The organism is Amycolatopsis pretoriensis, from assembly GCF_900107925.1.
Taxonomy (GTDB): Bacteria; Actinomycetota; Actinomycetes; order Mycobacteriales; family Pseudonocardiaceae; genus Amycolatopsis; species Amycolatopsis pretoriensis.
Window position 1 is genome coordinate 711,815 of sequence record NZ_FNUJ01000006.1, and the last position, 25,411, is coordinate 737,225.

At 72.1% G+C, this 25,411-nt stretch carries 21 protein-coding genes; all 21 read right to left on the reverse strand.

Going from position 1 to position 25,411, the window contains the following annotated elements:
• Positions 1-171: 171 nt before the first annotated feature.
• The 21 genes from BLV96_RS29460 to BLV96_RS29560 all read right to left on the reverse strand — a co-directional run bounded on the left by BLV96_RS29460 (position 172) and on the right by BLV96_RS29560 (position 25,368).
• Positions 172-720, reverse strand: coding sequence for a carboxymuconolactone decarboxylase family protein (locus BLV96_RS29460; RefSeq protein WP_086674830.1), 549 nt, complete (start codon positions 718-720; stop codon positions 172-174).
• Positions 692-1,150 carry a DUF6187 family protein gene (locus BLV96_RS29465; RefSeq protein WP_086674833.1) on the reverse strand — a complete coding sequence of 153 codons (459 nt, stop codon included), beginning with the start codon at positions 1,148-1,150 and terminating at the stop codon, positions 692-694. Before BLV96_RS29465 ends, BLV96_RS29460 begins: the two co-directional genes overlap by 29 nt.
• The gene (locus tag BLV96_RS29470; protein ID WP_086674831.1) at positions 1,143-2,471 is read right to left on the reverse strand and encodes an NAD(P)-binding protein; all 1,329 of its coding nucleotides are present in this window, start codon (positions 2,469-2,471) and stop codon (positions 1,143-1,145) included. Before BLV96_RS29470 ends, BLV96_RS29465 begins: the two co-directional genes overlap by 8 nt.
• Positions 2,472-2,490: 19 nt before the next feature.
• On the reverse strand, positions 2,491-2,967 hold the full coding sequence (locus tag BLV96_RS29475) for a DUF6423 family protein (RefSeq protein WP_167379778.1): 477 nt from the start codon (positions 2,965-2,967) through the stop codon (positions 2,491-2,493).
• Positions 2,968-3,233: 266 nt separating this feature from the next.
• Positions 3,234-3,584, reverse strand: coding sequence for a DUF6235 family protein (locus BLV96_RS29480; RefSeq protein WP_425266198.1), 351 nt, complete (start codon positions 3,582-3,584; stop codon positions 3,234-3,236).
• 129 nt (positions 3,585-3,713) lie between these two features.
• Positions 3,714-3,839, reverse strand: a complete 126-nt coding sequence (locus tag BLV96_RS51285; protein ID WP_279627558.1) for a hypothetical protein — start codon at positions 3,837-3,839, stop codon at positions 3,714-3,716.
• A gap of 1,468 nt (positions 3,840-5,307) precedes the next feature.
• The gene (locus BLV96_RS29490) at positions 5,308-5,505 is read right to left on the reverse strand and encodes an acyl-CoA carboxylase subunit epsilon (RefSeq protein ID WP_091389639.1); all 198 of its coding nucleotides are present in this window, start codon (positions 5,503-5,505) and stop codon (positions 5,308-5,310) included.
• Positions 5,505-7,214, reverse strand: coding sequence for an acyl-CoA carboxylase subunit beta (locus BLV96_RS29495; RefSeq protein WP_091389641.1), 1,710 nt, complete (start codon positions 7,212-7,214; stop codon positions 5,505-5,507). The genes BLV96_RS29490 and BLV96_RS29495 overlap by 1 nt, the downstream gene beginning before the upstream one ends.
• A complete protein-coding gene (locus tag BLV96_RS29500; protein WP_086677140.1) occupies positions 7,211-7,390 on the reverse strand; it encodes a DUF6222 family protein in 180 nt (59 codons plus the stop codon). Before BLV96_RS29500 ends, BLV96_RS29495 begins: the two co-directional genes overlap by 4 nt.
• Positions 7,387-8,448 (reverse strand): NAD-dependent epimerase/dehydratase family protein, encoded by a 1,062-nt coding sequence (locus BLV96_RS29505; protein ID WP_086677139.1) that lies wholly within the window; start codon positions 8,446-8,448, stop codon positions 7,387-7,389. The genes BLV96_RS29500 and BLV96_RS29505 overlap by 4 nt, the downstream gene beginning before the upstream one ends.
• A 13-nt stretch (positions 8,449-8,461) precedes the next feature.
• Complete coding sequence (locus BLV96_RS29510) at positions 8,462-9,001, reverse strand: flavin reductase family protein (protein ID WP_425266201.1); 540 nt, start codon at positions 8,999-9,001, stop codon at positions 8,462-8,464.
• A 26-nt stretch (positions 9,002-9,027) separates the two neighbouring features.
• Positions 9,028-9,477 (reverse strand): acyl-CoA thioesterase, encoded by a 450-nt coding sequence (locus BLV96_RS29515; RefSeq protein ID WP_086677138.1) that lies wholly within the window; start codon positions 9,475-9,477, stop codon positions 9,028-9,030.
• A 2-nt stretch (positions 9,478-9,479) separates the two neighbouring features.
• Positions 9,480-15,308, reverse strand: a complete 5,829-nt coding sequence (locus BLV96_RS29520; protein WP_086677137.1) for a type I polyketide synthase — start codon at positions 15,306-15,308, stop codon at positions 9,480-9,482.
• A 258-nt stretch (positions 15,309-15,566) separates the two neighbouring features.
• A complete protein-coding gene (locus tag BLV96_RS29525; RefSeq protein ID WP_086677136.1) occupies positions 15,567-16,364 on the reverse strand; it encodes a TIGR03084 family metal-binding protein in 798 nt (265 codons plus the stop codon).
• A 254-nt stretch (positions 16,365-16,618) separates the two neighbouring features.
• Positions 16,619-17,677: a carboxymuconolactone decarboxylase family protein gene (locus BLV96_RS29530; protein WP_208608349.1), complete on the reverse strand. Its 1,059-nt coding sequence runs from the start codon at positions 17,675-17,677 to the stop codon at positions 16,619-16,621.
• A 71-nt stretch (positions 17,678-17,748) separates the two neighbouring features.
• Positions 17,749-19,401, reverse strand: a complete 1,653-nt coding sequence (locus BLV96_RS29535; protein WP_086677135.1) for a GMC family oxidoreductase — start codon at positions 19,399-19,401, stop codon at positions 17,749-17,751.
• Entirely contained in the window at positions 19,398-19,967 is a 570-nt protein-coding gene (locus BLV96_RS29540; RefSeq protein ID WP_086677134.1) for a DUF5987 family protein, read from the reverse strand. The genes BLV96_RS29535 and BLV96_RS29540 overlap by 4 nt, the downstream gene beginning before the upstream one ends.
• Before the next feature lie 59 nt (positions 19,968-20,026).
• On the reverse strand, positions 20,027-21,412 hold the full coding sequence (locus BLV96_RS29545; RefSeq protein WP_086677133.1) for a cytochrome P450: 1,386 nt from the start codon (positions 21,410-21,412) through the stop codon (positions 20,027-20,029).
• The gene (locus tag BLV96_RS29550; protein ID WP_086677132.1) at positions 21,409-22,413 is read right to left on the reverse strand and encodes an enediyne biosynthesis protein; all 1,005 of its coding nucleotides are present in this window, start codon (positions 22,411-22,413) and stop codon (positions 21,409-21,411) included. The genes BLV96_RS29545 and BLV96_RS29550 overlap by 4 nt, the downstream gene beginning before the upstream one ends.
• Before the next feature lies 1 nt (position 22,414).
• On the reverse strand, positions 22,415-24,388 hold the full coding sequence (locus BLV96_RS29555) for a CRTAC1 family protein (RefSeq protein WP_086677131.1): 1,974 nt from the start codon (positions 24,386-24,388) through the stop codon (positions 22,415-22,417).
• Positions 24,385-25,368, reverse strand: a complete 984-nt coding sequence (locus BLV96_RS29560; protein ID WP_086677130.1) for a DUF1702 family protein — start codon at positions 25,366-25,368, stop codon at positions 24,385-24,387. The genes BLV96_RS29555 and BLV96_RS29560 overlap by 4 nt, the downstream gene beginning before the upstream one ends.
• Between the last annotated feature and the right edge of the window lie 43 nt (positions 25,369-25,411).

Sequence of the window (25,411 nt, forward strand, 5' to 3'; positions counted from 1 at the left end):
CGGCAAAGCGAAACCTGTTGCCACAGAAGCAAATCCGTACACTTCGCCCAGCGCCGACCGAGCGTGTCCACCCGGACACCGAGGGCCACCGTCCGTCCACTGTGATCATCCTTTGTGGACATACGACAGGGCCCCCGGCGCGTCCGCGCCGGGGGCCTCCGCGAGCCGGGTTCAGGCTTCGGCGAGCAGGCCCGTCAGGCCCGCGTAGCCGCCTTCCTTGAGGCGCTCCCCCGAGGTCACCGTGTAGGCCGCGTCGGCCTCGATGCCGAGCCCCTCGACCATCCGGTTCATGAAGTTGAACAGCGCGCAGACGAGGACGGCGTCGTGCAGCGCGCGCTCGTCCCAGCCCGCCGCGAACACGGCTTCGGCGTCGGCCTCGGTCATCCGCGACGGCGTCCGCGTGAGCTTGCCGACGTAGGCCAGCACGGGCTTGAGCTTCTCTTCGACCGGCGCCGAGTCCAGGTCCGCGACCGCCGCGGCGAGCACGCCTTCGGGGACGCCGAACGCCTCCGCCGTCACGGTGTGGATGCCGTGGCAGTAGTCGCAGGCGTTGACCCCGGACACGTACGCCGCGATCATCTCCCGCTCGCCCGGGGTGAACGGCGACTCGCCGCGCAGCAGCTCCTCGTGGAAGGCCAGCAGGTGCTTGGCGGGACCCGGGTAGGCCCGGAAGACCTGCAGCAGCGTGGTTTCAGCCGGCAGGGACTTCAGGTACGACATCGAAGGGTTCCTTTCCGTCCGCCAGCCCGGCGGCGAGCTGGTCGACCTCGGTGCCGCGCAGCGCGCACGCGGTCAGGTACGCGATCGTGCCCGCGCCGGCGCCGGGCACCGCGGCCGCGACGAGGTCCAGGCGGCGCTCCCACTCCCGCCGCAGCGAACCCGGCGACGACCTCGACGGCGGGTCGCCGACCCGGTCGCGCAGGGCCAGCCAGTGCTCGCGGCCGGACTCCAGCAGGCCGCCGAGGCCGAACCGGGCCGAGCCGTGCCGGGCCTGGTCGACCACCTGCGTGACCAGGGCCGGGTCGTCGGCGAGCCGGGCGAGCGCGAGGCCCGCGAGCAGCCGGTCGGCGTCCAGGCCCAGCAGGATGATCCCGGCTTCGGTGGTACCGGGCGCGTCGACTTCCGGGAGCGCGAACCGCGAATCAGACACCGACGACCGCCTCGGCCGGCGCGGCGGCCACACCGCGCAGCTGCGCGGCGATCGCCGCGGCGACCCGGGTGGTGGCGACGCGGTGGCCGTCGATGTTGCGGGCGGCCGGGCCGAGCACCATCCCGGCGGCGGCCCCGACCACCGACACGCGCGGCTCCCGGCGGTAGGACAGCGTGCGTTCGTCCAGCGACGGCCAGCCGTCGCGGGCGTCGACGAGCTCGTCGGGCAGCAGGCCGGTGCCGATCGACGGCGTCGTGCCCAGCGCCAGCACGACGTGGTCGCCCGCGACCCGCCGGCCGCTCTCCAGCCGCAGCACGACGCTCCCGCCGACCGCCGGCGCGATCTCCTTGACCGCTTCGCCGCGGTGCACGACCAGCCGGCCTTCGGCTTCGGCGCGCTCGAGCAGCGGCCGGAACTCGAACATGATCGACGCGCGGCGGAACCGGCCCATGAGGTCGAGCCGCTCGGTCCAGCCGACGCCGTCGAAGCGCTTGCGGCCCTCGGGCCGGAAGAAGGTGGAGTTGACGTCCGCGCACTGGTAGCGCTCGCCGGTCTCGCGCACCACCCAGTGCACCTCGCGCCCGGCTTCGAGCGCGCCGCTGATCAGGTGGGCCGCGGTGAGCCCGGCGCCGACGACCACCTGGCAGCGCGCGCCCGCCGGCGCCGATTCGTCCCAAAAGGACACTCCGCGCGGCGGGTGGCCGCCGCCCCACCAGGTTTCCGGCGCGGGCCGGCGTTCCTCGCCGGGGCACAGCACGACGTGCCGGGCGGCGATCGAGAAGCGGTCGGTGTGCACGGTGACGGCGTCGGGGGTGGGCACGACCTCGCGCACGGTCGCCTGCCACGTCTTCTCGCCGACGTGGTGGGTGGTGACCAGGTGCGCGCAGTAGGCGTCGAAGACGTCGACCGGGACGACCGAGCGGTGCCCGGACTGCGACATCCGGATCTCGCGGCGCTCGATCGGCGTCAGCCGGCCCCAGTGCAGCCGCGCGAAGTCGAGCAGCTCGCAGTCGCGGAAGCCCTCGACGCCGGGGTGGTGCTCGTAGGGCGAGCGCAGCACGCGCTGGCCCAGCAGGTCGATCCGGTCGAAGAAGCGCCCGCACGGCCGCCCGGCGCGGTCCACGACGACGACGTCGGACACGCCGTGGTGCCACAGGGCGGAGGCGACCGCGAGGCCGGCCGGGCCGGCCCCGGCGATCACGACGTCCGCGGCCGCCGCGGGCGACGCCCCCCGCGCCGGGGACGGTGGCGCGGGTGGACGCGGCCAGGCGCGGCCACGCGGTGAGTCGAGCAGGTGCGGTTCCGGTACGAACGAGATCACTGCTCGGCCCGCCGCCGGCTCAGAGCACCGTGACGGGGACGATCAGCTCCACCACCGGCCGCTGGCTCATCCCGTTGGTGACCAGCTCGTCCAGCGTCTGCTGGGACTGCTCGGCGCTGTCGGTGGCGATGGGGCTGTAGCGCGAGTAGAAGTACGCCGGCTTGCGGCCGCCGGTCTCCATCGAGTACATCTTCAGGACGGTTTCGCCGGGGCGGACTTCACCGTCGTAGAAGGTGAGGCGGCGCGCGTCCGGCGTCATGAAGCTCTTCGAGAACTGCGGCGACATCAGCATTTCGTCGTCGAGGAACGTGGAGTCCTCGTCCATGACGGCCTGCATCGCGACCCAGGTCTGGTCGGTGAGGTTGGTTTCGGCCTTGATGACCTGCCAGCGACCGGGCTCGGGCAGGTTGACGCTCACCGAGACGTCGTGGTCGGTCGTGTCGATGGCGCCGGTGATCATGAGCACCCGGCGGCCGACGTCGGCGGTCCCGGTCATCTGGACGTCCCGGGCACGCACCCGGCTGGAAACGTCGAGTCCTGGCAATTCGGGTGAAGACATGGTGCAGCCTCCTACGTTTACCCACCCCAGAAATAGCGGCCTGACCAGCGAACACGCAAAGGCTTTCACATCGCCGGAGACACTGTCAAGGTGAGGAATGCACGTCTGGGAAGCCGAATAAACGGCGACCGATCAGCGGAGGTACCGGCACCCGGCTGCGGAGGACGGATTGGTCCGTTCAGCTCAGCACTTTCGAAGAGCAATCACTCCGGGCTGGCGGTCTCCTGAGCCGCGGCCGCGGTATCGACGCCGTCTTCGACCGTGCCGACATAGCGGATTTCGAAGGCGGAATCGGCGCGTCGCACCATTACTTTCATGGCCAGTCCCGCTTTCACCATGACGATGAAATGACCGGGATCGCGAGGGTCACCGAAAATGTCGTAAACGAGAAAAGCGGAGCCGTCACCGACGGCGAACAAGGCTTCGTAGACGACGTTCCGTTCCGCCTGCGACGCCGTCTCGGCCCAGCTTTCGAGGACCTCGAGGCCCGCCGTGAGCTGGAGGCGCATTGCCATCCGCCGGCCTCCCAACCGAACGTCGCAGATCGCCGTCACGCATGGGCCACCGTGCTGCGGTGACACTCCGGCCCGAACACCATCGATTCTCCTGGTCGGGAAGCGCGGTGCTCATCTCCGAGCGTGCGCTCCGGCACCGTCCGTGTCCGGCGCCGGAGCCCGCGCCGCTCAGTTGTAACCGAGCACGATGTGCTCTTCGATGTCCGGTTCGGGCGCTTCGACGAGCCGGAGCCCGCGCGGTTCTTCGGCGGGTGGCGGGGTCCAGTCGTCGGCCGGGACCGCTGCTGCTGTCATGGCGTTCCTCCGTGCTTTCGGTGTGGATCCACCATGCGCCACGGAGGTCGAGGATCGGACGTGCGCAGCTTTTGAGTGGTCGGGATAGGGGTGCGCGGAGTGCACTGGGAGTGACTCGATGGCGAGGTGCGACATGGCGGAGGAAGGCAAACCGCTCGGCGGCGCGGCCGACCGGCAGCGAACGTGCGCGGTGTGCGGAGCGGAGTTCAGACCGGGCGAGCGCACGGAGGTGGAAGCGTTTTCGGACGGAGCGGTGCGGTATGTGGCAGTGCACCCGGGGCACACGACCCATTCGCCGAGCCGGGAACGCGCCGCCGAGCGGCGGTTGAGGGGCCAGGCGGCTTGAGGGCTCGCTCCTCCGGATTCGGCCGCTCGGCCGGCGGATCAGCCGGCACCCGGAGACGGGCGGCAGCCGCTCGGCGAGCATGAAGCGCCGCCGGGCAGGTACGCCGCACGCCGGGTTCGGCGGACCGGTCGCTCCTTGGCCCGAGCGCCCCAATGTGGCCTTGGTTGCGTCAGACGCACCCAATGTGGCCTTCGGTGCGTGAGACGCAACCAATGTGGCCTTGGGGCGCTCCCTGCCGAGAGCCGCGAAGGCCACCTTCACGGCCCTCAGCCCGGTTGACCGCAAGCCTGGCCCGGCCTTGTGCCGCGCGCGAAGCGCGAGCGCGCGGCGCGGGCAGCTGCGCCGCACGCCGGGTTCGGCGGACCGGTTGTTCCTTGGCCCGAGCGCCCCAATGTGGCCTTGGTTGCGTCAGACGCACCCAATGTGGCCTTCGGTGCGCCAGACGCAACCAATGTGGCCTTGGGGCGCTCCCTGCCGAGAGCGGTGAAGGCCACCTTCACGGCCTTCGGCCCGGTTGGCCGCAAGCCTGGCCCGGCCTGGCGCCGCGCGCGAAGCGCGAGCGCGCGGCGCCGACAGCAGGCGCGAACAGGGCGGGCCGCGGCCGGCGGGACGGCGCGCACGCGCGACGCCGACAGTAGGCGCGAGCGGGGTGGCGGCGGGCCAGCGGGACCGGCCGCGGGGCGCGCGGGAGGAAGAGGGGCGAGCCGGGCGGGGCCGCTGCCAGCGGGCGAGGCACACACCCGGCAGCGGCAGCACGCGCGAGCGGGATGGCAGCGAGGGCCGCGGCCGGCGGGGCGGCGCGCACGGCGCCGACAGTAGGCGCGAGCGGGGTGGCGGCGGGGCCGGCCGCGGTGCGCGCGGGAGGAAGAGCGGCAAGCGCGGGGCTGGAGGGCGAGCCTCGGCACCGCGCGGAACCGGAAACCGGCGCAGGGTCGAAGGCTTCCTCGGCACCGCGCAACGGCAGTGGGCGGGGTCCGGAAGAGCAAGCGCGGGGCTGGGCCGGAGGGCCGGAAGAGGTGCAGCAAGGGGCCCACATGGGGCGGCGGAAGAGGCCGGAGGCAAGGCCCGCACAGCGCGGCGGCGGCGAGCGGTCACCCCTCCGAACCGAAGCCCACCACCGGCTCAGTGCGGCAGACCCGAAACCCGCCAAGCCCCCAAAGCAGCCCGCACCTCACGCCCCCGCCAAGCCGGATCCCCCCACACGGACGGCCCCGGCACCTCCGCCACCGACCCGCCACCCGAAACCATCCCCAGCACAGCCACCAAAGCCGCCAGCTCGCAGTCGTCCGGAGCGCCCCGGACCACACGGATCGCGGACATCAGATCGGCAGGTTGCCGTGCTTGCGACCCGGCGCCGGCTTGCGTTTGTCCCTCAGCATCGCCAACCCCCGGGCCACCGCCGCTCGCGTCTCGGCCGGGTCGATGATGTCGTCCACCAACCCGCGCTCCGCCGCGTACTGCGGGTTCAGGTACTCCTCCGTGTACTCCGCCACCAGCTTCGCGCGCAACGCCGCCGGGTCGGACGAGGCCGCCAGGTCCCTCCGGTACAACACGTTCACCGCTCCCTCCGCGCCCATCACCGCGATCTGGTTCGTCGGCCACGCCAACGACAGGTCACAGCCGATCGAACGGGAATCCATCACGATGTACGCCCCTCCGTACGCCTTGCGCAGGATCACCTGGATCCGGGGCACCGTCGCCTCGCAGTACGCGTGCAGCAGCTGCGCGCCCTGGCGGATGATGCCGCCGCGCTCCTGCTCCACCCCCGGCAGGAACCCCGGGACGTCGACCAGGCTCACCAGCGGGATGCCGAACGCGTCGCAGAACCGGACGAACCGCGCCGCCTTCTGGGACGCCGGTCCGTCGAGCACGCCCGCGAACACCACCGGCTGGTTGCCGACCAGGCCCACCACGCGCCCGTCGATGCGGGCCAGCGCGCACAGCACGTTGCGCGCCCAGCCCTCGTGCAGCTCGAAGAACTCGCCGTCGTCGGCGACCTCGGCGAAGACGTCGCGCATGTCGTACGGCTGGTTCGGCTCCACCGGGACCAGCTCGGCCAGCCGCGGCCGGTAGTCGTCCGTCGCGTTCGTCGGCACCGTCGCCGGCGGGGGGTCCAGGTAGTTCGACGGCAGCAGCGACACCAGGTACCGGACGTCGGCGAGGCAGCTCTCCTCGTCGTCGTGGACCACCGTCGCCACCCCGGAAGCGCTGCCGTGGACGTCCGCGCCGCCGAGCTCCTCGTGCGTGACGCGCTGGCCGCTGACGGCCTCGACCACGTCCGGCCCGGTCAGGTACATCCGCGCGGTGTCGCGCACCATGAACGTGAAGTCCGCCAGCGCCGGCGAGTACGCCGCGCCGCCCGCGCACGGGCCGAGGATCACGCTGATCTGCGGGATCACCCCGGACGCTTCGACCTGGCGGCGGAAGATGCCGCCGTAGCCGTTGAGCGCGAGGACGCCCTCCTGGATCCGGGCGCCGCCGCTGTCGTTGAGCCCGATCACCGGGGCGCCGTTGGCCACCGCGAGGTCGAGCACCTTGTGGATCTTCGCCGCGTGCGCCTCGCCGAGCGACCCGCCGAAGAGCGTGAAGTCCTGGGCGTAGACGAACACCCGGCGCCCGTCGATCGTGCCGGAGCCGGCGACGACGCCGTCGGTGTGCGGGCGGTTGCCCGCCAGGCCCGGCCCGCTCGCCTGGTGGCGCCGGTAGGGCTCGATCTCGGTGAAGGAGTCTTCGTCGAGCAGCAGGGCGAGCCGCTCGCGCGCGGTCAGCTTGCCCAGCGAGTGCTGGCGCCGGACGGCGTCGAGCTTGCCCTCGTGGATGTGCGCGCGCAGCTCCTCGCGGCGCCGGCGCAGCAACGGCATGTCGGCCGGCTCCGGCCGCGCCAGGCCGGCGGTGCGGGCCAGCTCGATGACCTGGGCGTCCCCGGACGGCGCGGGACGGCCGAGCCGGCGGCGCCGGACCCCGTCGGGGACCGGCACCACCTCCGCGTCGTCCGCCCGGGCCGCGCCGGACTCCTGGCTTCCGCTCACGCGGCATCCCTCATCCGGGCCCGGTGGTCCCGCTCGATCTCGGCGACGATGTCGGACCACACGATGCCGCGGCCCAGCCGGGGCATCGGGCGGACCAGCGCCTCGACGGGCGGCGGCGTGGTCACCGCGGGCGCCCGGTCACCGGTGTCCGCGTGCCCGGCGTCGCTGGTGGTCATGGCAGGACCTCCTCGGTCTGGACGGCCCCGGGTCCGGGACCGGTGAGAACTGCGTTTCTTACGTCCACAGTGGACACGGCCGTGCCCGCCTGCCGCCGCGTGATCCGCCCGGCGGCGTGCAGCCACGCCACGGTGTCGCGCACGGTCTCGAGCACCGGCCGGGCCGCGACCCCGCCGCTGGGGACGTCCGCGGCGACCGGTACCGCCGTCGCGCAGACGTGGATCGCGCCGTACTGCACCGGCAGCGCCCGCGGCCAGACGCGCTGCAGGCGGTCGGCCAAGCGCCCCACCGGGTACAGCGCCCGCGCCGGCAGGACCACGGCGGGCAACGCCCGCCCGGTCGCCTCCCGGACGGCCGCCAGGTACTCGCGGGTCGTCGAGTAATGCCCCGGGCCGAAGAACGCGGCCCCGGACACCGAACCGGCCAGGATCCGCGCGTGCAGCTCCGCCGAGTCGCGGACGTCCCCGACCGGGAGCCCGCCGCCCGGCCAGATCGGCGTCAGGCCGCGCAGGACGTCGCGCAGCCGCGCGTTCTGGTCGCCCAGGCGCGGGTCGTCCGGGCCGAGCAACGCCGGCGGGTAGGTGACGACGACCGGCGCGCCCGCCGCCCGGAGCTGCCGCGCGACCCGCTCGGCCGCCGCCTTCGACGCCAGGTAGGGCTCCCGCGACCCGCCGATCGGGCTCGCGACCCCGATCGACGGCGCGGTCGTGGGGTACAGCGCCCCGACCGTCGACACGTGCACGATCCGCTCGACGCCGGCCCGGCGCGCGGCGGCCAGGACCACCTCGGTCCCCCGGACGTTCACCCGCCACAGCTCGTCGCGGCGCCGGCTGTCGAACGTGTAGAGGCCGGCCGCGTGCAGCACCGCGTCCGCCCCGGCCACCAGCCCCCGGACCGCCGCGACGTCGGTGACGTCGCCGCCGACGACCTCGACGCCGGGCCGGGCCGGGCCGACCGGGTCACGGGCGAGCAGCCGGACCCGGTGCCCCCGCCGCAGCAGCGCCGCGACCGTGTGAGCGCCCAGGAAGCCGGTGCCGCCCGTGACCGCGATCAGCATGACTTCCCCTCCCTCAGGCCGCGCGGGCCCTGCCGTCGACGTGGTGGTAGCCGCCGCCGTAGAAGACGAGCGCGTGCTCGCCGGTGCCGCGGCTGGTCGCGACCACCCGGCCCAGGAAGATCGAGTGGTCACCGCCCGCGACCACCTCGGCCAGCTCGCACTCCAGCCAGGCCAGCGCCCCGTTCAGCAGCGGGGCCCCGGTCTTGCCGCCCGGCGTGTAGCCGACGGCCTCGAACTGGGCCATCCCGTCGGGCCGGCGCCAGTCGGCGAAGTACTTCGACGTGTCCTGCTGGTCCGCCGCGAGGATGTTCACCCCGAACGAGCCGGCCGTGACGATCGCCGCGTGCATCCGGGCCGCCTTCGACACGCAGCACAGCACCATCGGCGGTTCCAGCGACACCGACGAGAACGCGTTGGCGGTCATGCCGTGCGCGTCCTCCCCGCCCGCCGTCAGCACCGTGACCCCGGTGGCGAACTGCGCCATCACCTGCCGCAGTCCCGGCTGCGCCGAGAGGCCGCGGCGTGCCGGCGACTTGGGCAGCCGCTTCAGCACGGGGGGATCGGATTCGTAGCCCACTTTCAGACTCCCTTGCCGTTGACCGCGGCCGTCGCGTAGGGAACCAGCGCGTCGCGCAGCTGCTCGGGGACCCGGGACGGCACGGTGGCCGTGTTGGGCCCGCGCATGCAGGCGATCCGCTGCCGTCCCCGGGCCACCAGCACTTCGCCCTCCGCACGCAGGTGGACGTAGTCGAACGCGAACTGGATCTGCGTCGAGGTGAGCTCCTCCAGCCGCAGCCGGATGGACAGCTCGTCGAACGCGGTGATCTCGGCGAAGAACTCGCACTCCACCTTGAGGGTGAACAGCTTGAGGTCGTGGCGGACCTCTTCGAGCACCGCCGGGGCCTTCTCCTTGAGGAACATCTCGCGGCACCGGCCCTGCCAGCGCACGTAGTTCACGTAGTAGACGTTGCCCACCAGGTTGGTCTCTTCGAAGCCGACCGTGTGGCGGATCTCGTAGTAGTCGGACATCCTCAGTTCCCCTCTGCGTGGAGCACGGCGAAGACGATCGGGTCGGTCCGGTCGTTGACGGTGGTCGACCAGGTGGCGATCCGGGCCCCGCCGGAGGCGAGCAGCGCCCACCCGTCGGCGTCGACCTGGCGCACGGTGAGGGCCTGCGTCATCGAGCCGGTCTTGCGGACGCACTCCAGCGCGCTCCAGACCCGCGTGTTGGCCACGCTGATCGGTTCGCCGGTGTCCGCCGCCAGCAGCCGGCCGAGGGCGAGGAGCTCTTCGCCCAGCAGCCCGGCCCAGTCCTCTTCCGTGCGTTCGATCGCCGTCTCGATGTCGCAGGCGACCTGGTCGGCGCCGGCGACGACGAGGGTCAGCTCCGAGGTGTGCGACGCGTTGACGTGCACGCCGCCGTCGCACTCCGGCTTGCCGTCGGGGCGGTAGCGGACCTCGACCGGCTTGTCGAGCGCGCGCCCCGCGGCGAGCGCGGTCTGCGCCCTCCGCTCGGCGATGCCCTCCGCCGGGCGCCCGGCCGGGTCCGGCTCGAGCACCACCGACCGCGTTCCGCCGAGCAGCCGCTCGCACGCACGCTCCAGGTAGGACCCGAGCATCGACGGGACCCACGGGCCCGCGCCGTCGCGCTTGCGGACCGCGCGCAGCTTCAGGCCTTCCCAGCGCTCGACCAGCGTCCCGTCCGGGTTGCGCACGTCGAGGTCGTAGACGTAGCTGTCGCCGTCCTGGAGGCGTTCCTTCGCGTCCAGCAGGACGTACTCGTCGTGCTGCTTGCCCGGCTCGGCCAGGTACAGCTTCTCGATGCCCTGCGGCAGCAGCGTCGCGTCGGGGACGCAGCACTGGATCGCGTGCATCATCGCGTCCCGGGTGCCGGGGTCGGCCAGCAGCCGCTCCTGCGGGAGGAACGGCGCGAACCAGTAGTGGTCCGCGTTCGTCGAGATCTCGGCGACGGCGTGCCGGGCGCTCGCCCGCTGGTAGCCGAGGACCCGCTGGAACCGCTTGCCCTGGAACAGGACCGAGCCGTAGAGCTCGCTGATCGGCTCCACCGGGACCGGCGGCAGCGCGACGTCACGCGGGACGCACTCGCCGATCCGGTCCGGCCGGGCGAAGCTCAGCCGCGCCTTGAAGTGGTCGGCGCTGAAGCCGGTCTCGTCGCTGCGGATCACGACGTCGACGGTGTCGGCGTCGCGGGCCAGCGTGGCCAGCCGGACCGTGGTCGACCCGCCCGGCGAGACGATGATCGGCCGGAGGAACTCGACGTCCGACAGCACCGGGGTGCCGGTGCGGTCCAGCGTCGCCGCCGCGGCCTGCGTCATGGCCTCCATGCCGAGCACCGCCGGGAACAGCAGCTGCCCGTCGAGCAGGTGGTCGGTCAGGTACGGGTCGGCACCGTCGGAGAGGTCGGCCTCGGTGATCAGCTCGACACCCGGGTAGTGCACGACCGCGCGGTCGACGAACCGGGTGAGCGGCAGCTCCCGCTTCTGGATCGGCAGCGTGGCCAGGCCCGACGTGCGGCCGCAGACCACCAGCACCGGCGGCGCGGCCGGGTCGGCCAGCACCTGGCGGAGGATGGTGATGCCCTCCTCGGTCGGGATCGGCGTGATGCCGTCGCGCATCAACGCGCTGACCACGCCGAGTTTCTCGCCCATGCCGGTGCCCGACCAGACCGACCACTCCAGCGCGATCGCCCGCGCCTGCGGGTGTTCCTGGCCGAAGCGCAGGGTCAGCTCGGTCATCCAGTCGTTCGCCGTGGCGTAGTGCGCTTCACCGCGCAGGCCCGCCCGGCCGATGATGCTGCCGAAGGTGACCAGGAGCTTGATCTTGTCCTGGTCGACGGCGGCGAGCACCGCGTTGAGCCCGCCGATCTTCGGGGCGAGGGTCTTGCGGAAGCTGTCCTCGGTCAGGGAGAAGAGGGCGGCCGGCTCGTTGCGGCCCGCGCCGTGGAGGATCGCCGTGACCGGGCCGAGCTCGGCCTGGACCCGGGCGACCGCCTCGGCGATCTGCGGGGCGCTGGTGACGTCGGCGCGCTCGTAGCGGTAGCGGATGCCCGCCGCCTCCATGCGGTCGAGGTTCTCCGCCAGCTCGGTGTCGGACTCGGGGTCCGACCGGCCGAGCAGGGCCAGCCGCGCTCCCGAGTCCTTGGCCAGCGCCAGCGCGCTTTCCGCGGTGATGCCCTTGCCGCCACCGGTGACGAGCAGGACGTCGGTCGAGTCCAGCGAGTCGCGGATCGGGCCGGGCTTCGGCGCGGCCAGCGCCGACAGCCGCGGCACCGTGCGGCCGCCGTCGGCGCCGTAGCGGGCTTCGGTGAAGTCCGTGGTCGCGGCGACCTCGGCCACCACGGTGGACACGGCCGAAGCGAGCTCGTCGGCACCCGAAGGCGTCGGGTCCGCGAAGTCGATGATCGTCGTCTTCGCCGAGGGGTCCTCGAGCCGCAGGGTGCGGGCCAGGCCGGCGGCGCCGTAGCCGTGGTGCACGACCACGAAGCGCGTGCCGTTGGGAGCGGCCATGACGGCGCGGCCGGCGTCGAGGAACAACCCGACGTGGCTCGAGTCGCAGTCCGCGGGCAGGCAGAGCAGCACGCCGTCCCCGGAGCCGGACGCGGCGAGCGCGGCCTTCAGCGGTTCGGCCAGCGGGTGCCGCGGCGTCGAGAAGACCTGCCACTCGGCGCGCCCGGCACCCGGCGTCAAGTCCGCGGTGGGCCGCGGCGCGGGCACGTACTCGACCGCGAACGGCCGGACCCACGGGCCGACACCAGGAGCCTCGCCGACGTGGGTGTCGGTCGGTTTGGCCGTCTGCGCCAGCTCGTCGATCATCTCGGCGAGCTCACCGAGGCACACGGTCGCGAAGTTCGGCATGCCCTCCAGGGCGGGCCGGCCCAGCGCCCGGGTGACGTCGTTGACCAGCTGCCCGACCGTGATCGACGACAGGTGCAGGTCGTCGAGCGGGTGGGTGTCGGCGGTGACGGCTTCCAGGGGCAGCTCGACGCGCTCGGCGGCGAGCTTGCGCAGCAGGTCCAGCGTCGAACCGGAGTCGCCTTCCGCGGTGCCGGCGTCGGCCTCGGCGGCCTGGGCCTTCTCCGCGGCCAGTTCGGCGGCCAGCTCGCTGTCGATCGACGGCGCCGCCTCGCAGGGGCTGGCGAGGAAGCTGAACTCGCCGTCGGCGGGCAGGGCCCGCACGACGCGGCCTTCGAACAGCGCGTCGGTCGTGATCGGGGCGCCGAGCGCGAAGGCTGCGCCGACGATCCGGAGCAGGGCCTGCAGCGACGCGTTGTCCGTGTCGATCGCGAGCACCGGGGTGTCCGGGGCGATCTCCTCGAAGAGCCCGGTCAGCACCCGGCCGGGACCGACCTCGACCACCAGGTCGCTGCGCTCGGCCACCTTGGCGGCGGCTTCGCGGAAGCGGACCGGCAGCACGATCTGGTCGCGCAGCAGCTCGGGCAGGTTCTCGGCGGCGTGCAGCACGTCGCCGCTGACCGTCGAGACGACCGGGCGTTCCAAGCGGGCGAAGGCGAACTCGCCGAGCTTCTCGGTCATGGCGTTCGCGGCCGGCTCGACGGCCGGCGAGTGGAAGGCGTGCGAGACCTTGATGCGGGTCGCGCCGACGCCCTGGGCCTTGGCGCGCGCGACGATCTTGTCGATCGCCCCGGCCGGCCCGGAGATGACGGTCTGCTCGGGCGCGTTGTAGCCGGCGATGACGACGTCGTCGCCCAGCCCCAGCTCTTCGACGCGGCCGGGCGAAGCGGCGACCCCGGCCATCGCGCCGGTGCCGTCGCCGGTCGTCGTGGCCATCACCTTGCCGCGCACCTTCGCCAGGTCCAGCAGCCCGCGCTCGTCGAGCGCGCCGCCCCAGTGCAGGGCGGTCAGCTCGCCGAGACTGTGGCCGGTGGCGGTCGAGGCCTCGATGCCGAAGGAACGCAGCACGCGCAGCGCGGCCAGCGAACCGGTGACGATCCGCGGCTGGGCCACCTCGGTGGCGACCTGGTCGCCGCTGGCCGGCAGGCCCGCGGCGCGGAAGATCTCGTCGGCCGCGGTGAACCGGCGGCGCAGGGCGCTGTCGCCGCCGCGTCCGGAACCCTGACCCGGGAACAGGTAACCGATCTTCGGCGCGGTGCCGCGGCTGCTCGAGAAGATGCCGTCGGTCGAGTCGAAGACCGCGTCACCGGACTCGAGCTGCTCGAGGAGCTTCGTCAGCTTCCGCTCGGCGTGCTCCGGGTTGGCCGCGACGACCGCGGCGCGCACCGAGCGGCCGGCCAGCTTCCCGGCCAGCTCGCCGGCGAGGTCGGTCAGCTCGGCGAACGACAGCTTCGGCACGACCTCCAGCGTCGCGGCGATGTCACCGCGCAGGGTCGCGACGTCGTCGGCGTCGAACAGCAGCAGTTCGGCGTCCTGCCGGCCGGCCACCAACGTCCGGGCCCGCTCGTCGAGCTCGCGGCGGCGGGCCGCGGTCGGCGCCTCGGTGACCGTGACGTGGGAGTTGATGCCACCGAAGCCCATCGCCGAGACCCCGGCGCGGACGGGCTGGTCCTCAGGCCAGAGCGACGCGTCACGCGGGACGTACATCCGCGCCGACGTGCCGGTCAGCGACTCGTGCGGCTCGTAGTGGCCGGTGGCGGGCGGGATGACCTGGTGGTAGACCGCCAGCGTCGCCTTGATCAGGCCGGCGACCCCGGCCGCGGCCTTGGTGTGCCCGATGTTGCCCTTGATGGTCGACAGCGCGGCCTGCTTGGCCAGCGGGTCGGCGTCGCGGCGGGCGGTGGACAGCGCCTCGATCTCGGTGGCGTCGCCCAGCGCGGTGCCGGTGCCGTGGCCCTCGAAGTAGGAGACGGTCTCGACGCCGTAGCCCGCGCGGTCGTAGGCGCGCTTGAGGGCCAGCCGGTGCCCGGCGGCCTCGGGCCGGGTGATGCCGCCCTTGCCGTCGGAGGAGACGCCCCAGCCGCCGATCGAGGCGTAGATCCGCTTGCCCTGCTCCAGCGCGTCGCTCTCGCGCATCAGGACGAGCATGCCCGAGCCCTCGCCGGGCCAGAAGCCGTTGGAGTCGGCGTCGTAGACCTTCATCTCGCGCTTGGCCAGCGCGCCGGTCTTGGCGAAGCCGATCACCTCGAACGGGTCGATCGAGAGGTCGACGCCGCCGGCGATGGCGAGGTCGAGGTCGCCCTGGGCGAGCGCGTTGGCCGCGGTCACCACGGACAGCAGCGAAGAGGAGCAGGCGCCGTCGACGGTGTACCCGCCGCCGGCGAAGTCGAAGTGGTTGCAGACGCGGCCGGCGATGGTGTTCGCCAGCCCACCGGCGAGGGTGTCCTCGTTGATCTCGGGGAACGGCTCCTTGTACTGGATCTCCAGTTCCCGCAGGAAGGACGCGGTCTCCTCGTCCTCCCAGCCGCGGGAGCTCAGCGCCGCCGCGACCGTGCGGCGGACGTACGGCCAGCGCAGCCGCATGATGTTGGCGCGGGAGAACTCGCCGGTGAGGCTGTTGCCGATGACGACACCGGTGTTCTGCCGCGGCGCGCCCTCACCTTCGCCGAAGCCGGCGTCCGCGAGGGCCGCGGCGGCGACGTCGAGGGCGAGCCAGTGCGTCGTGTCGGTCGCCCGGAACGTGCTGCCGGCGACCTTGTGCGCCACCCGGTCGAACTCGTAGTCCCGCAGTACCGCCGCCTTCTGCGCGTAGAAGCGGTCCGGCGCCTTCGGGTCGGGCGAGTAGTAGTCCGCCCGGTTCATCCGCTCGTCCGGCAGCCTGCGGAACGCCCGGCGCCCGGCCAGTACGTTTTCCCAGAGCTCCTCCGGAGAACTCGCGTCGGGGTACCGGAGACCGATACCGACGATCGAAATCCGCTCTACGCTCATGCCACCGCACTCCCACTGGCTCTCGAGCCCCGTATCACCGGAACCATCAGGTCCCCGCTGTCCTCCGGCGCGGGAACGGGGTCCTGCGCCGGTCTGTCGTCCTCGGGCGGCGGCGGCGCCGCTGCCCGGGTTACCCGGCCCGTCGGGCCGCCGGGATCCAGCATCTCCCGGGCGGCGCGGACCGTCTTCTTTCTCCCTGCCCCCGGACCGCACGTCAGCACGCTGGGACAACGATTTTCTTTGTCTACTGTGGACTGGTCAGGCGTTGAACTGCCCGGGACGGCGGCCCTGGCCGGCCGGCCCGCGGTAAGCCTGGGCGATGTCGAGCCACTGGTCGGCCAGCGTGCCCTTCGCCCGGATGTCGAGGTCGTAGCGGTGCCGCCGCCGCGTGACGAGCAGGCAGAAGTCCTCGGCGCTGCCGCTGACCCGCTGGGTCGCGTCGGCCGGGCCGAACGTCCAGAGCGCGCCCGAGGGCGCGGTGAGCTCGAACCGGAACTCCTCCGCGGGCGGCGTCAGGTTCCGCGCCTCGTAGCCGAAGTCCCGGACCCGCACGGCGAACCCGGCCAGGTGCTTGATCCGGTCGGTGCGCTCGCGGCGGACGCCGAGCGCGTCGGCGACGTCCTGGCCGTGGGCGAACAGCTCCATCATCCCCGCGCAGGCCAGCACGTACGGCGGCAGCGGGTTGACCAGCCACGGCACCAGCTGGTCGCCGGGCACGGCGGCGAGGGCCTTGATGCCCGCGTCGCGCTCGGCGCGCCAGCGGCTCAGCAGCACCTCGGCCGGGTCGTGGATGAACTCCTGCAGCGCGCCTTCGACGGCTTGCTCGAAGCCGATGGACGCGACCGCCTTGGTCATCTGGACGAAGGCTTCCGGCTGCGCGGCCGAGAGGCCGGCGATCCGGAAGATGAACGCGAGGTGCGCGATCTGGTGCTTGACCGCCCAGCCCGGCGCCGCGGTCGGGGTGTCCCACCCCGCTTCGGGCAGCCCGGCGACGAGCGCGTCCACCTCGGCGGCCTCGGCGGTCAAGTCGGCGATCACGGCCGTGGTGTCAGTCACCTGTCTGTCCTCTCACCGGTGCGACGTCTGTAACAACCGGGGCTCCGCCCCGGGCCGGGGGCTCCGCCACCCGGACCCCCGAAAAATGGTTGGTAGGGACGGCGGCCGCTGCGGGTGGCGGGGGTAAGGGGGAGCCACCTCGCGGCGGCCGCCGTCCGGGTCGGATCGGGTTCCGGCCGGGGTGGCGTCACGGACCGGAGTTTCGTTGCGTCCCGGTGCTGCGCGCCCCGGCGGGCGATCCGACCTTTCGATCATCACCCGCGCCGACCTGCGGAGTCTTCTCTTCGCGGGCGGTGCGGCAGCCGCTCACCGGCCGCCACGGCCGCCGTGAGAGCCGCCCACGACACCAGCTCCACCAGGGCCCGATCGTCCGTCCTTTCCGGACGGACGCCGGCGTCGGCCTGGTACGCCGCCTTGGCGGTGAAGAGCGCCAGCCGCCCCGCCGCGCGCTCGTGTTCCGGCAGTTCGGCGAGCACCGGCTCGGCCCACGCGCGGCTGAGCCCAGGTGGTTTCCCGTCCCACGCCTTGACTTCCCGGCGGACGAGCTCCCGGACGCGGGACGGCACCGACCGTTCCCCGGCCGCCTCGATCGCCGCCGTGGCGCGCGCGAAGGCGTCGGCCAGGGTACCGCCCGGCGGCGCCCAGCCCGGGCCGTCGGTGGCGGCCGCCGGCAGCAGCCCCAGTGCCGCCCCGGCCGGGGGCACGGCCCCCGGCTTGAGCAGGTATCCCAGTACCGTCTTGGCTTTCGCGCGTGCCTGCGGCGGCACGGCGTCCGGCAGAGGCGACGGGCCGAGGAACACGCTCACCATCCGGTTGAGGTAGTGGAACGCCACGGCGACGGCGGTGAACTCGGCAGCGGTGTCGGCGGGAACGTCGGCCGGCAACCGGCCCTCGCCCCGCGCCCACGCCGCCAGCGCGCGGGTGTCCCGATCCTGGATCGCTTGCGTGTCACCGGCTTCGATGGCCGCGGCGGCGTCGGGTTCACCGAGCGAGCCGAGCGCCATGCCGTGCACTTCGACGCAGTACGGGCAGGAGTTAGCCGCCGACACCGCGGCCGCGACGACTTCCTTGTCCGCCCGGCTCGCCGTCCCGGCCGCGACGAGCGACTCCCGCAGCACCAGCCAGGCGGCGGCGAGCACGTCCGGCGCGGCCGAGTGCAGCGCGATCGGCGGGGCGAGCATCCCGAAGTCCCGTTCCACCTGCCGGTAGACGTCCCGCACGAGCCCCCGCGCCCGCCGCGGCCGCACGGCTTCGACGTGGTTGATGTCCCGCAAGGTCCGCCGCAGGGCGAACCGCACCAGTCCGGGCGCCATCGTTCCTCCTCGAGAAATGGCGAACTCGCGCTCCCGGGAACCCAGGAGCGCGAGTTCGAAGTACCCGTGCATCAGTTGCCGGCGACCAGGTCCAGTTTGGACACCGCGCGCCGGCCCGTGATCGAGCCGTCCGGGGACGGTGCGCCGTACTTGACGGCGACGCCGCGCGACTGCAGCTCCCGGACGATGCCCGGGATCGACCGCTCGGCGAGCGCCGCGATGGTCATCGCCGGGTTCACCGTCAGCGCACCCGGGACCGACGCGCTGTCGGTGACGAAGATGCCCGGGTGGTTGCGCAGCTCGTGGTTCGGGTGCAGCGCGGACGTCGCCGCGTCGTCCCCGATCCGGCAGGACGCCAGCGGGTGCACCGTGTACGCCCCGACGACGTCGTTGGTCCACGGCGAGACCTTGGCGATGCCGTCCTTCTCGATGATCGCCTTGCAGTCGGCGTCCGCGAGCGCCCAGCCCCGGCGCGTGTTCGGCGTCGGGTCGTAGCGCAGCGCGCCGCGGCCGAGCATCTGCTGCGAGATGCGGTACGCGTTGCCGGTGGGCGGCGGGGTGCCGAAGACGCCCTCGTTGTCGTCCTCGGTCATCAGGAAGATCGTCAGCCAGTTGGCCCACTGGTTGAGGATCTCCTTCTTCTGCGCCCCGTACCAGCGCGGCTCGTCGCCGCCCGGCACCTGCGCCAGGATCGTGCCCAGTCCGGGCGGGAAGTACAGCTGCTCCAGCGAGTACCGCTCGTACTCCGGCAGGGACCCGTCGAGCTTGTCCCAGTTCGCGACGGTCGGGCCCTTGCCGATGTGGTTGGCCGAGTACACCGGACCGTCCTCACGGGACAGCCCGAGCACCTCGCGGACGCGGTCCTCGTCGATGATCGCGGTGTTGAGCCGCTCGCCGTTGCCGGAGAAGTACCGGCCGACGCCGTGCGGCATCGTGCCGAGCGCGGCCTCCGAACGCTGCAGGATCACCGGCGTCGCGCCGGCGCCGGCGGCGATGATGACGACCTTCGCCTCGATCACGCCGGTGCCGGTGTGGATCCGGTAGTCCTCTTCGTCGATCAGGTCGAAGTGGACGCGGTAGCCACCGTCCTCGGTCCGCTCCAGGCGCTGGACCTCGTGCAGCGGCCGGATTTCCGCGCCGTGCGCCAGGGCCGCGGGCAGGTAGTTCGTCAGCATCGACCGCTTGGCGTCGAACTTGCAGCCGGCCATCATGAAGTTGCAGTTGACGCAAGTGTCGTTGTCCACGGCCACCGGCGCCGGGTTCGCGGTGCGCCCGGAGTGGTGGCAGGCCGCGGCCCACAGGCCGCCGGCGTAGGACACGTCGTTCCAGTCCTGTTTGGACACCGGGATCGACTCGTCGATCCGGTCGTACCACGGCTCGAGCGAGTCGCGCGTGATGACCGACGGCCACATCCGGCGTCCGATGCTGCCGTGCCGCTCGAACACGAAGCGCGGCGCCCGCGGCATCGCGGCGAAGTACACCACGCTGCCGCCGCCGACGCAGTTGCCGCCCAGGACGCTCATCCCGTCGCCGACGACGAAGTCGAACGCGCGGGTGTAGGACGAGCCGAGCAGGTAGTCGTGCTCGAAGTCGGCCGCGGCCAGCCACGGCCCGCGCTCGAGCACGGTGACCTTGGCCCCGCCCGCGGCGAGGTGGTAGGCCGGGATGGACCCGCCGAATCCGCTGCCGACGATGACGACGTCGGTCTGGTCGATCGCAGTCATGCGGGGCTCCCGGAAGGCGTCGTGTCGGGGTGGATCTCGGCCAGCTTGCGGCCGTAGCCGAACTTCGGGAACCGCCAGAAGCCGTCGGCGTCCGGGGCCTTGTACCCGAGGGCCAGCAGCCCGGGGTGCCCGTCGCGGATGGCGTCGGCGGTGTGGAGGTGCGGCGCGCTGTCGTAGGCCATGTTGCAGAACAGCGCGAGGCTGACCCAGCCGTCCTTCTCCGGGTGCCCGGGCGTGGTCAGCCGCCGCACCAGCTCGCGGCGGTGCTCGTAGGGCAGCGCGACGAACGGCGGGACGTCGTGGTCGAGCTCCAGCTCCACCTCGCCCGCGTAGGACTTCGCGTGGTCGTTGAGCGACTGCGCGAGGTAGGGCAGGCCGGCCGTGACGCCGGTCGCGTCGAAGTTCAGCAGCTCGAGCGCGCCCGCCGCCACCGAACCGGGCCCGGGCGCGGCCCCGGCGACCGCCCGGTCCTCGGGGTACCGCTTCTCCCCCGGCACGATCGTGTCCGCGTAAGCCTCGAGGGTCATGTTCATCACGCGTTCTTCTTCGGTGGCCTCGGGTTGCACCGGCCTACCTCCTCGTCGAATGTCCACAATAGAGCTCAGGCGGCTCGCCGCCGTAGACGTCAGGCTGCGTTCGCCCGCCGCGTCCGGTCCCGGCGGTGCACGGTCATCGGCAGGCCGCCGCGCACCCGCAGCGAGAGCATCGCCTCGGGTTCGACGACCTTCCCCGCCACCTTGCGCAGTTCCAGGTCGCGGGCGGCCATCGCCAGCACGAACACCGCCTCCATCACCCCGAGGCTGTTGCCGATGCAGAACCTCGGCCCGGCGCCGAACGGGATGTAGGCGTAGCGCGGCGGCCGCCCGGCCGGGTTGGCGGCGTCGAACCGGCCCGGGTCGAAGCGTTCCGGGTCGGTCCAGAAGTCCGGGTGCCGGTGCAGCGTGTAGGGCACCACGACGACGTCGGAGCCGGCCGGCACGTGGTACCCGCCGATCTCGTCGTCGGCCTGGGCGATCCGCGGCAGCAGCCACACCGGCGGGTACAGCCGCATGACCTCCTCGACGACCGCGACGGTGAACGTCAGCCGCCGCAGGTCTTCGTGCTCGGGCAGCCGGTCGCCGAGCACCTCGATGGCTTCGGCGTGCAGCCGCTCGCCGACCTCGGGGTGCTCGTCGATCAGGTGGAACGCCCAGCCGAGCGTGCTCGCCGTGGTTTCGTGGCCGGCCAGCAGCAGGGTGATCAGCTCGTCGCGCATGCGTTCCCGCGACGCGCCCTGCTCGGACCCGGACGCGATCAGCCGCGACAGCACGTCCTCGCCGTTTTCGACCGGGTCCGCCAGCCGCTGCTCGACGAGCTCGTCGGCGATGCGGCGCAGGTCGTCGCGCGCGGTCCGGAACTCCAGCTGCTTCTTCAGCGGCACCCACTGCGGGACCATGCTGAGCGTGACCGCCTCGAACATGGCCTGGTCCTGCACGGCCTCGAACGAGTGGCCCAGCGTTTCGTACCCGCCCAGCTCGGCGTCGAGCAGCGTCTTGCCGAGCACGCCGAGCGTCAGCCCGGTCATCTCGTGCAGGATCTCGACGGGACCGTCGTGCGCGGCCAGCCGCTTGATCAGATCGTCCACTTCGGACGCCACGACCGCGGCCTGGCGCGAGATCCGCTTGGGCTGGAACACCGGCTGGATGGTCCGGCGCTGCTTCTTCCACGTCTCGCCGTCGCTGGTGAGCAGGCCGTCGCCGAGGGCCCGGCGGGCCTCCTGCAGGCCGATGCCCTTGTGGTAGTTCGCGGCGTTGTCGGCGAGGACGTGCTTGGCCAGGTCCGGGTGGTTCACCAGGTACATCGCCTTCGGCCCGATGGCGATGCGGACGACGTCGCCGTAGGTCCCGGCGTTGTCGCCCATGAGCGCGAGCCGGTCGGTGAAGAGCTGCTTCAGCAACCGGAACGTCGCCCGGCGCGGCGGCCCGGGCGGCGCGGTGCGCGCCGCCCGGGCCTCGTCCGATCCGACGGTCATGCCGCGACCGCTCCCGGCTTCTCGTCACCGGCCGGCGGCGCCGCGGCGAGTTCCAGCTTCGCCTTCTGCGCGGCCTGGTCGGCCTCGAACTTGATCCGCGCCTTGTTCGAGAAGTGCAGGCCCCACAGGAACAGCCCGCGGATCAGGCAGACGGTCGCGGTGGCCAGGAAGAGCCCGTAGGCCACGTGCACGGCGGTGAAGAAGCCGTACGCGAGCGCCACCCCCGCGCCGAACAGGAACTGCGAGCCCTTCTTCGACGGCGACGTGCCCGGGTCGGTCACCATGTAGTTGGTGTAGAGCACGAACGCGACGCCGGTGCCCATCGCCAGCGCGCCGGGGATCGACGTGCCGAACAGCCAGCCGCGGACGAACGCCTGGACCACGAAGAAGCTCAGCCAGCCCGCGATCAGCCACATCCGGTTGGTCAGCAGCGCGTTGAGCACCGTGCCCGACACCAGGATGATGCCGACGATCAGCCAGCCCACCCAGGTGTCGACCTGCTCGGTGAAGTGGTACGGCGGGGCGATGCTGGCCCACGGGAACACGAGCAGGATGATCGTGATGCCGAAGTTCGACGGGTTCATGTAGTGCCGCATGCGGCCGTACACCGGCGCCTGCAGGACCCACTTGGCGCCGACCGCGACGGCGACCCCGAACATCATCACCAGGATCTGGTCGTTGACGTAGGTCAGCATGTTCAGCGCGAGACCGGTGATGTGCGCCGGCAGCAGGAACTCCATGAGCCCCTTGAACCCGTTGCCGGTGAACCGGACCGGCCGGCCGGTCACGCGGGCGTTGATGATTTCGAGGCCGATCTCCGTGGTGTACGCGGTCGCCAGCGCGATGAACGGGTACAGCCACGGCTGCTCGAAGCCGAGCACGGTGTAGCCGAGGATGTTGAAGATCGTGATCGAGATCGCGAAGCGCCGCAGCGCGGTGATGACCTTGTTGGTCCGCTTCGGTGGCGCACTGTCCACCTTGGTCAGAGTCGGGGTGGCCATGTCACATCGCTTCCTTCGCCGTGGAGCCGAGCAGGTAGGAGTGGCAACCGGGTTGCAGCTTCAGGTTCTGCGTCCGCAGCTGCCCGGTGCGGTCCCGCCACTGCAGGTGCACGTCGAGCGGGCCGCTGACGTCGTGTCCCAGACCGATCTGGATGTCGAAGCTGCGCCGGCCGGCCTCGCCGCTGCTGCCGTCGACCCGGCCGAGGTACTTCTTGCCGTCCGAGGTCGTCACGGTGACCTGGGCGCCGATCGCGGGCACGCCGGCCGCGGGCAGCGGGCCGGGCGCCACCGGGGCGTCGGTGGTCAGCTTCAGCTGCAGGTACTTGCCGGGGTTCGGGCTGTCGTTGTGGTAGAAGATCGGCTCTTCCCACTGCCGCGCCACCGCGAACTCGGGCAGGCCGTCGCCGTCGGTGTCGCCGACCGCGATACCGCGGGTGGGCACCGGCACCGCCAGGCCGAGCTTCGGCGCGAGGTCGGTGTAGCGGCCGTCGGCGCTCTTCACGAAGAAGTGGAGCGTCTGGTCGCCACCGATGTCGTCACCGGCGCGGGCGTTCGGCCACCAGAACGGGTTGGACAGCAGGCCGTCGTGGGCCGTGGCGATCTCCTGCAGATTCGGCCAGCGGTTGACCTGCCCCTTGACGAACCCGGTCGCCTGCGCGATCTGGTTGTCACCGCTGTTGTTGAAGTCCTGGATCTTGACGTCCCAGCCCCAGCCGGACCACGCCGTGCCCTTCTCGGCGCTTTCGTCGTGGAACGGTGCGACACCGTCCTTGAACTGCTCGGTCAGGTCCGCGTTGTCCTTGGCCTCGTTCATGAACTGGAAGTTCGACTCCTCGATGCCCCACGACGTCGTGATGTTGCTGACGAACAGGTCGTAGAGGCCGTCGTGGTTCAGGTCGCCGAAGTCGACGCCCATCCCCTTGAAGGAGTCGTGGCCCAGCACCTTCGACTTCGGGTCGGCGATCCCGCGGACGCCGGTGACCTCGGCGAGCTGGACGTGCCCCGGCGTCGACTTGTTGTACAGGAAGTGGTCGTGCCCGAAGTCGTTGGCGATGTAGAGCTCCGGCAGGCCGTCGCCGTTGACGTCGGTGGCGCTGGAGGCCAGTGTCCAGCCCAGCCGCGCGGACTCGGGGATGCCTTGGGAGGCGTCGGCGAACGTCGCGCTCGGGTTCGCCCCGGACGTGGCACCGGTCCAGCGGAAGATGTACTTGGCGCCCGAGTTCGTCGCGTGCGACATCGACTGGTTCAGCGTGATGCCGCCGTCGGCGTTCGGGTCCAGGACCTTGCTGTCCGGGAAGTAGTTGCCGACGAAGACGTCGACGTGGCCGTCGCCGTCGAAGTCGCCGATGGTGACGGAGTCGGTGTTCCACAGTGGACCGTTGTACTTGCCGTCCGGGCCGCGGTGGTTGCCCGGCAGCAGCTCGGTCGGCTGGAACGCCGAGGCGTCGAACTTCGTCGCGGTGGCCTTCTGCAGGAACAGGACCGGGGACCGGCCCCAGTAGTAGGCCAGGACGTCGGTGCGGCCGTCTTCGTTGTAGTCACCGGGGACGCAGCCCATCGGCGCCATGTAGTCCCACGTCGGCAGGGTGGGCGCGGGGTCGAGCGCGAACGGCGCGTACCGCGGGCCCGAGTCCGGCGCCGGGGTGATGACGACCTGGTCGCTGCGCGGGTCGACGAGGCAGAGGTCGTTCGGCTTGCCGCTGCCGCTGATGTCGTTGATCGCGATCGCGGCGCCGACCGAGGAGATCCACGCGGCGATGTGCTCGTACTCCTTGTTCACCGTCCGGATCGACTGCGACTTCTTGGCCGCCGGCAGCGCGATCGTCATCGGGGTGAAGTGGAACTTGCCCGCCATGGAGTCTTGCTCGGCGGCGGAGACACTGGGCAGCCGGGCGACCAGGAACAGGCCGAGGATCAGCACCAGCGCCACGATGCCCGCCAGCTGCTTGCGCAGCCAGCCGAAGGTCGCGGTCATTTCTTCTTCCCTCCGTGGGTCAGCACTTCTTCGGCGATCCGCTGCCGCCAGGTTTCGAAGGCCGGGACGTCGTCACCGTCGACGACGACGGCCGGGCGCACTTCCTGCGTGATGGCCGCCGCGCGTTCGGCGGACATCCCGCAGATCGCGCGGGCCGCCATCTCGGTCTCCGGGATCAGCAGGCCCGAGCGCACCCGGCACTCGGCGGCGAACGCGCTCCCCTGGGCCAGCGGCCCGTGGTGGATCCCCGCCCGGTCGACCAGTTCCGCCAGCTCGTCGGCCGTGACGCCGCACGCGTAGGTCGAGGCCAGCCCGACCCCGGCGTACAGGTCGCCGTGGCGCGACTCGGGGAACCCCTCGATCGTCTTGGTCACCAGTTCGACGTCGGTGCCGCAGATGAACCACAGCGCCCGGCCGATGCCCTGGTCGATGGCGCGTAGCGCGTAACCGTCGTAACGCCGGTCCGGCCAGGAGAAGCCCGGCTCCTGGTACTGGTCCCTGATGTACTTGCCGGTCTCGAAGTACGCCTGGTGGAAGCCGTAGCCGTCGAGCACCAGCCAGCGCAGCAGCGGGTCGAACGCCGAAGCCTTCGGCCACGCGAACCGCGGCAGCCGGCACATCGCCCAGCCGACCCCGACGTAGATGATGTAGTCGTGCTTCTCACCGGGACCGGCCAGGAACTCGGCGATGTTCGAGCTCTTGCCGAACGGCAGTCCATCGAGGACGCCGTACCCCATTCCCGCGCCTTCGTAGGCGAAGCCGCGGAACTGCGGGGGGATCTGCTCGAGCCACTCCTCGGCCTGGTCGACCGATTTCGCTTCGACGGCGTGCGCGTACCCGAGGAGGAACTTCTCCCCGACGGTCTCGAGCCGTTCCTGTGCGGCTGGGCTCTTCCGGTGGAAGCCCCGCTTCTCCAGCAAGGTTTCCGAGACGTTCGGTGTCAGGATGCGGCGCCTGAGCGTACGCCAGCCATTGCCCAACGCACTCTCCCCCTTAGGGTCGACTGGAATGTTCCTTCTACGG

Coding starts and splice junctions, on each gene's coding strand:
- BLV96_RS29460 (WP_086674830.1), bottom strand. CDS start 720: ATGTCGTACCTGAAGTCCCTGCCGGCTGAAACCACGCTGCTGCAGGTC.
- BLV96_RS29475 (WP_167379778.1), bottom strand. CDS start 2,967: ATGACCGGGACCGCCGACGTCGGCCGCCGGGTGCTCATGATCACCGGC.
- BLV96_RS51285 (WP_279627558.1), bottom strand. CDS start 3,839: ATGACAGCAGCAGCGGTCCCGGCCGACGACTGGACCCCGCCACCCGCC.
- BLV96_RS29490 (WP_091389639.1), bottom strand. CDS start 5,505: ATGTCCGCGATCCGTGTGGTCCGGGGCGCTCCGGACGACTGCGAGCTG.
- BLV96_RS29500 (WP_086677140.1), bottom strand. CDS start 7,390: ATGACCACCAGCGACGCCGGGCACGCGGACACCGGTGACCGGGCGCCC.
- BLV96_RS29505 (WP_086677139.1), bottom strand. CDS start 8,448: ATGCTGATCGCGGTCACGGGCGGCACCGGCTTCCTGGGCGCTCACACG.
- BLV96_RS29515 (WP_086677138.1), bottom strand. CDS start 9,477: ATGTCCGACTACTACGAGATCCGCCACACGGTCGGCTTCGAAGAGACC.
- BLV96_RS29520 (WP_086677137.1), bottom strand. CDS start 15,308: ATGAGCGTAGAGCGGATTTCGATCGTCGGTATCGGTCTCCGGTACCCC.
- BLV96_RS29530 (WP_208608349.1), bottom strand. CDS start 17,677: ATGGCGCCCGGACTGGTGCGGTTCGCCCTGCGGCGGACCTTGCGGGAC.
- BLV96_RS29535 (WP_086677135.1), bottom strand. CDS start 19,401: ATGACTGCGATCGACCAGACCGACGTCGTCATCGTCGGCAGCGGATTC.
- BLV96_RS29545 (WP_086677133.1), bottom strand. CDS start 21,412: ATGACCGTCGGATCGGACGAGGCCCGGGCGGCGCGCACCGCGCCGCCC.
- BLV96_RS29550 (WP_086677132.1), bottom strand. CDS start 22,413: ATGGCCACCCCGACTCTGACCAAGGTGGACAGTGCGCCACCGAAGCGG.
- BLV96_RS29555 (WP_086677131.1), bottom strand. CDS start 24,388: ATGACCGCGACCTTCGGCTGGCTGCGCAAGCAGCTGGCGGGCATCGTG.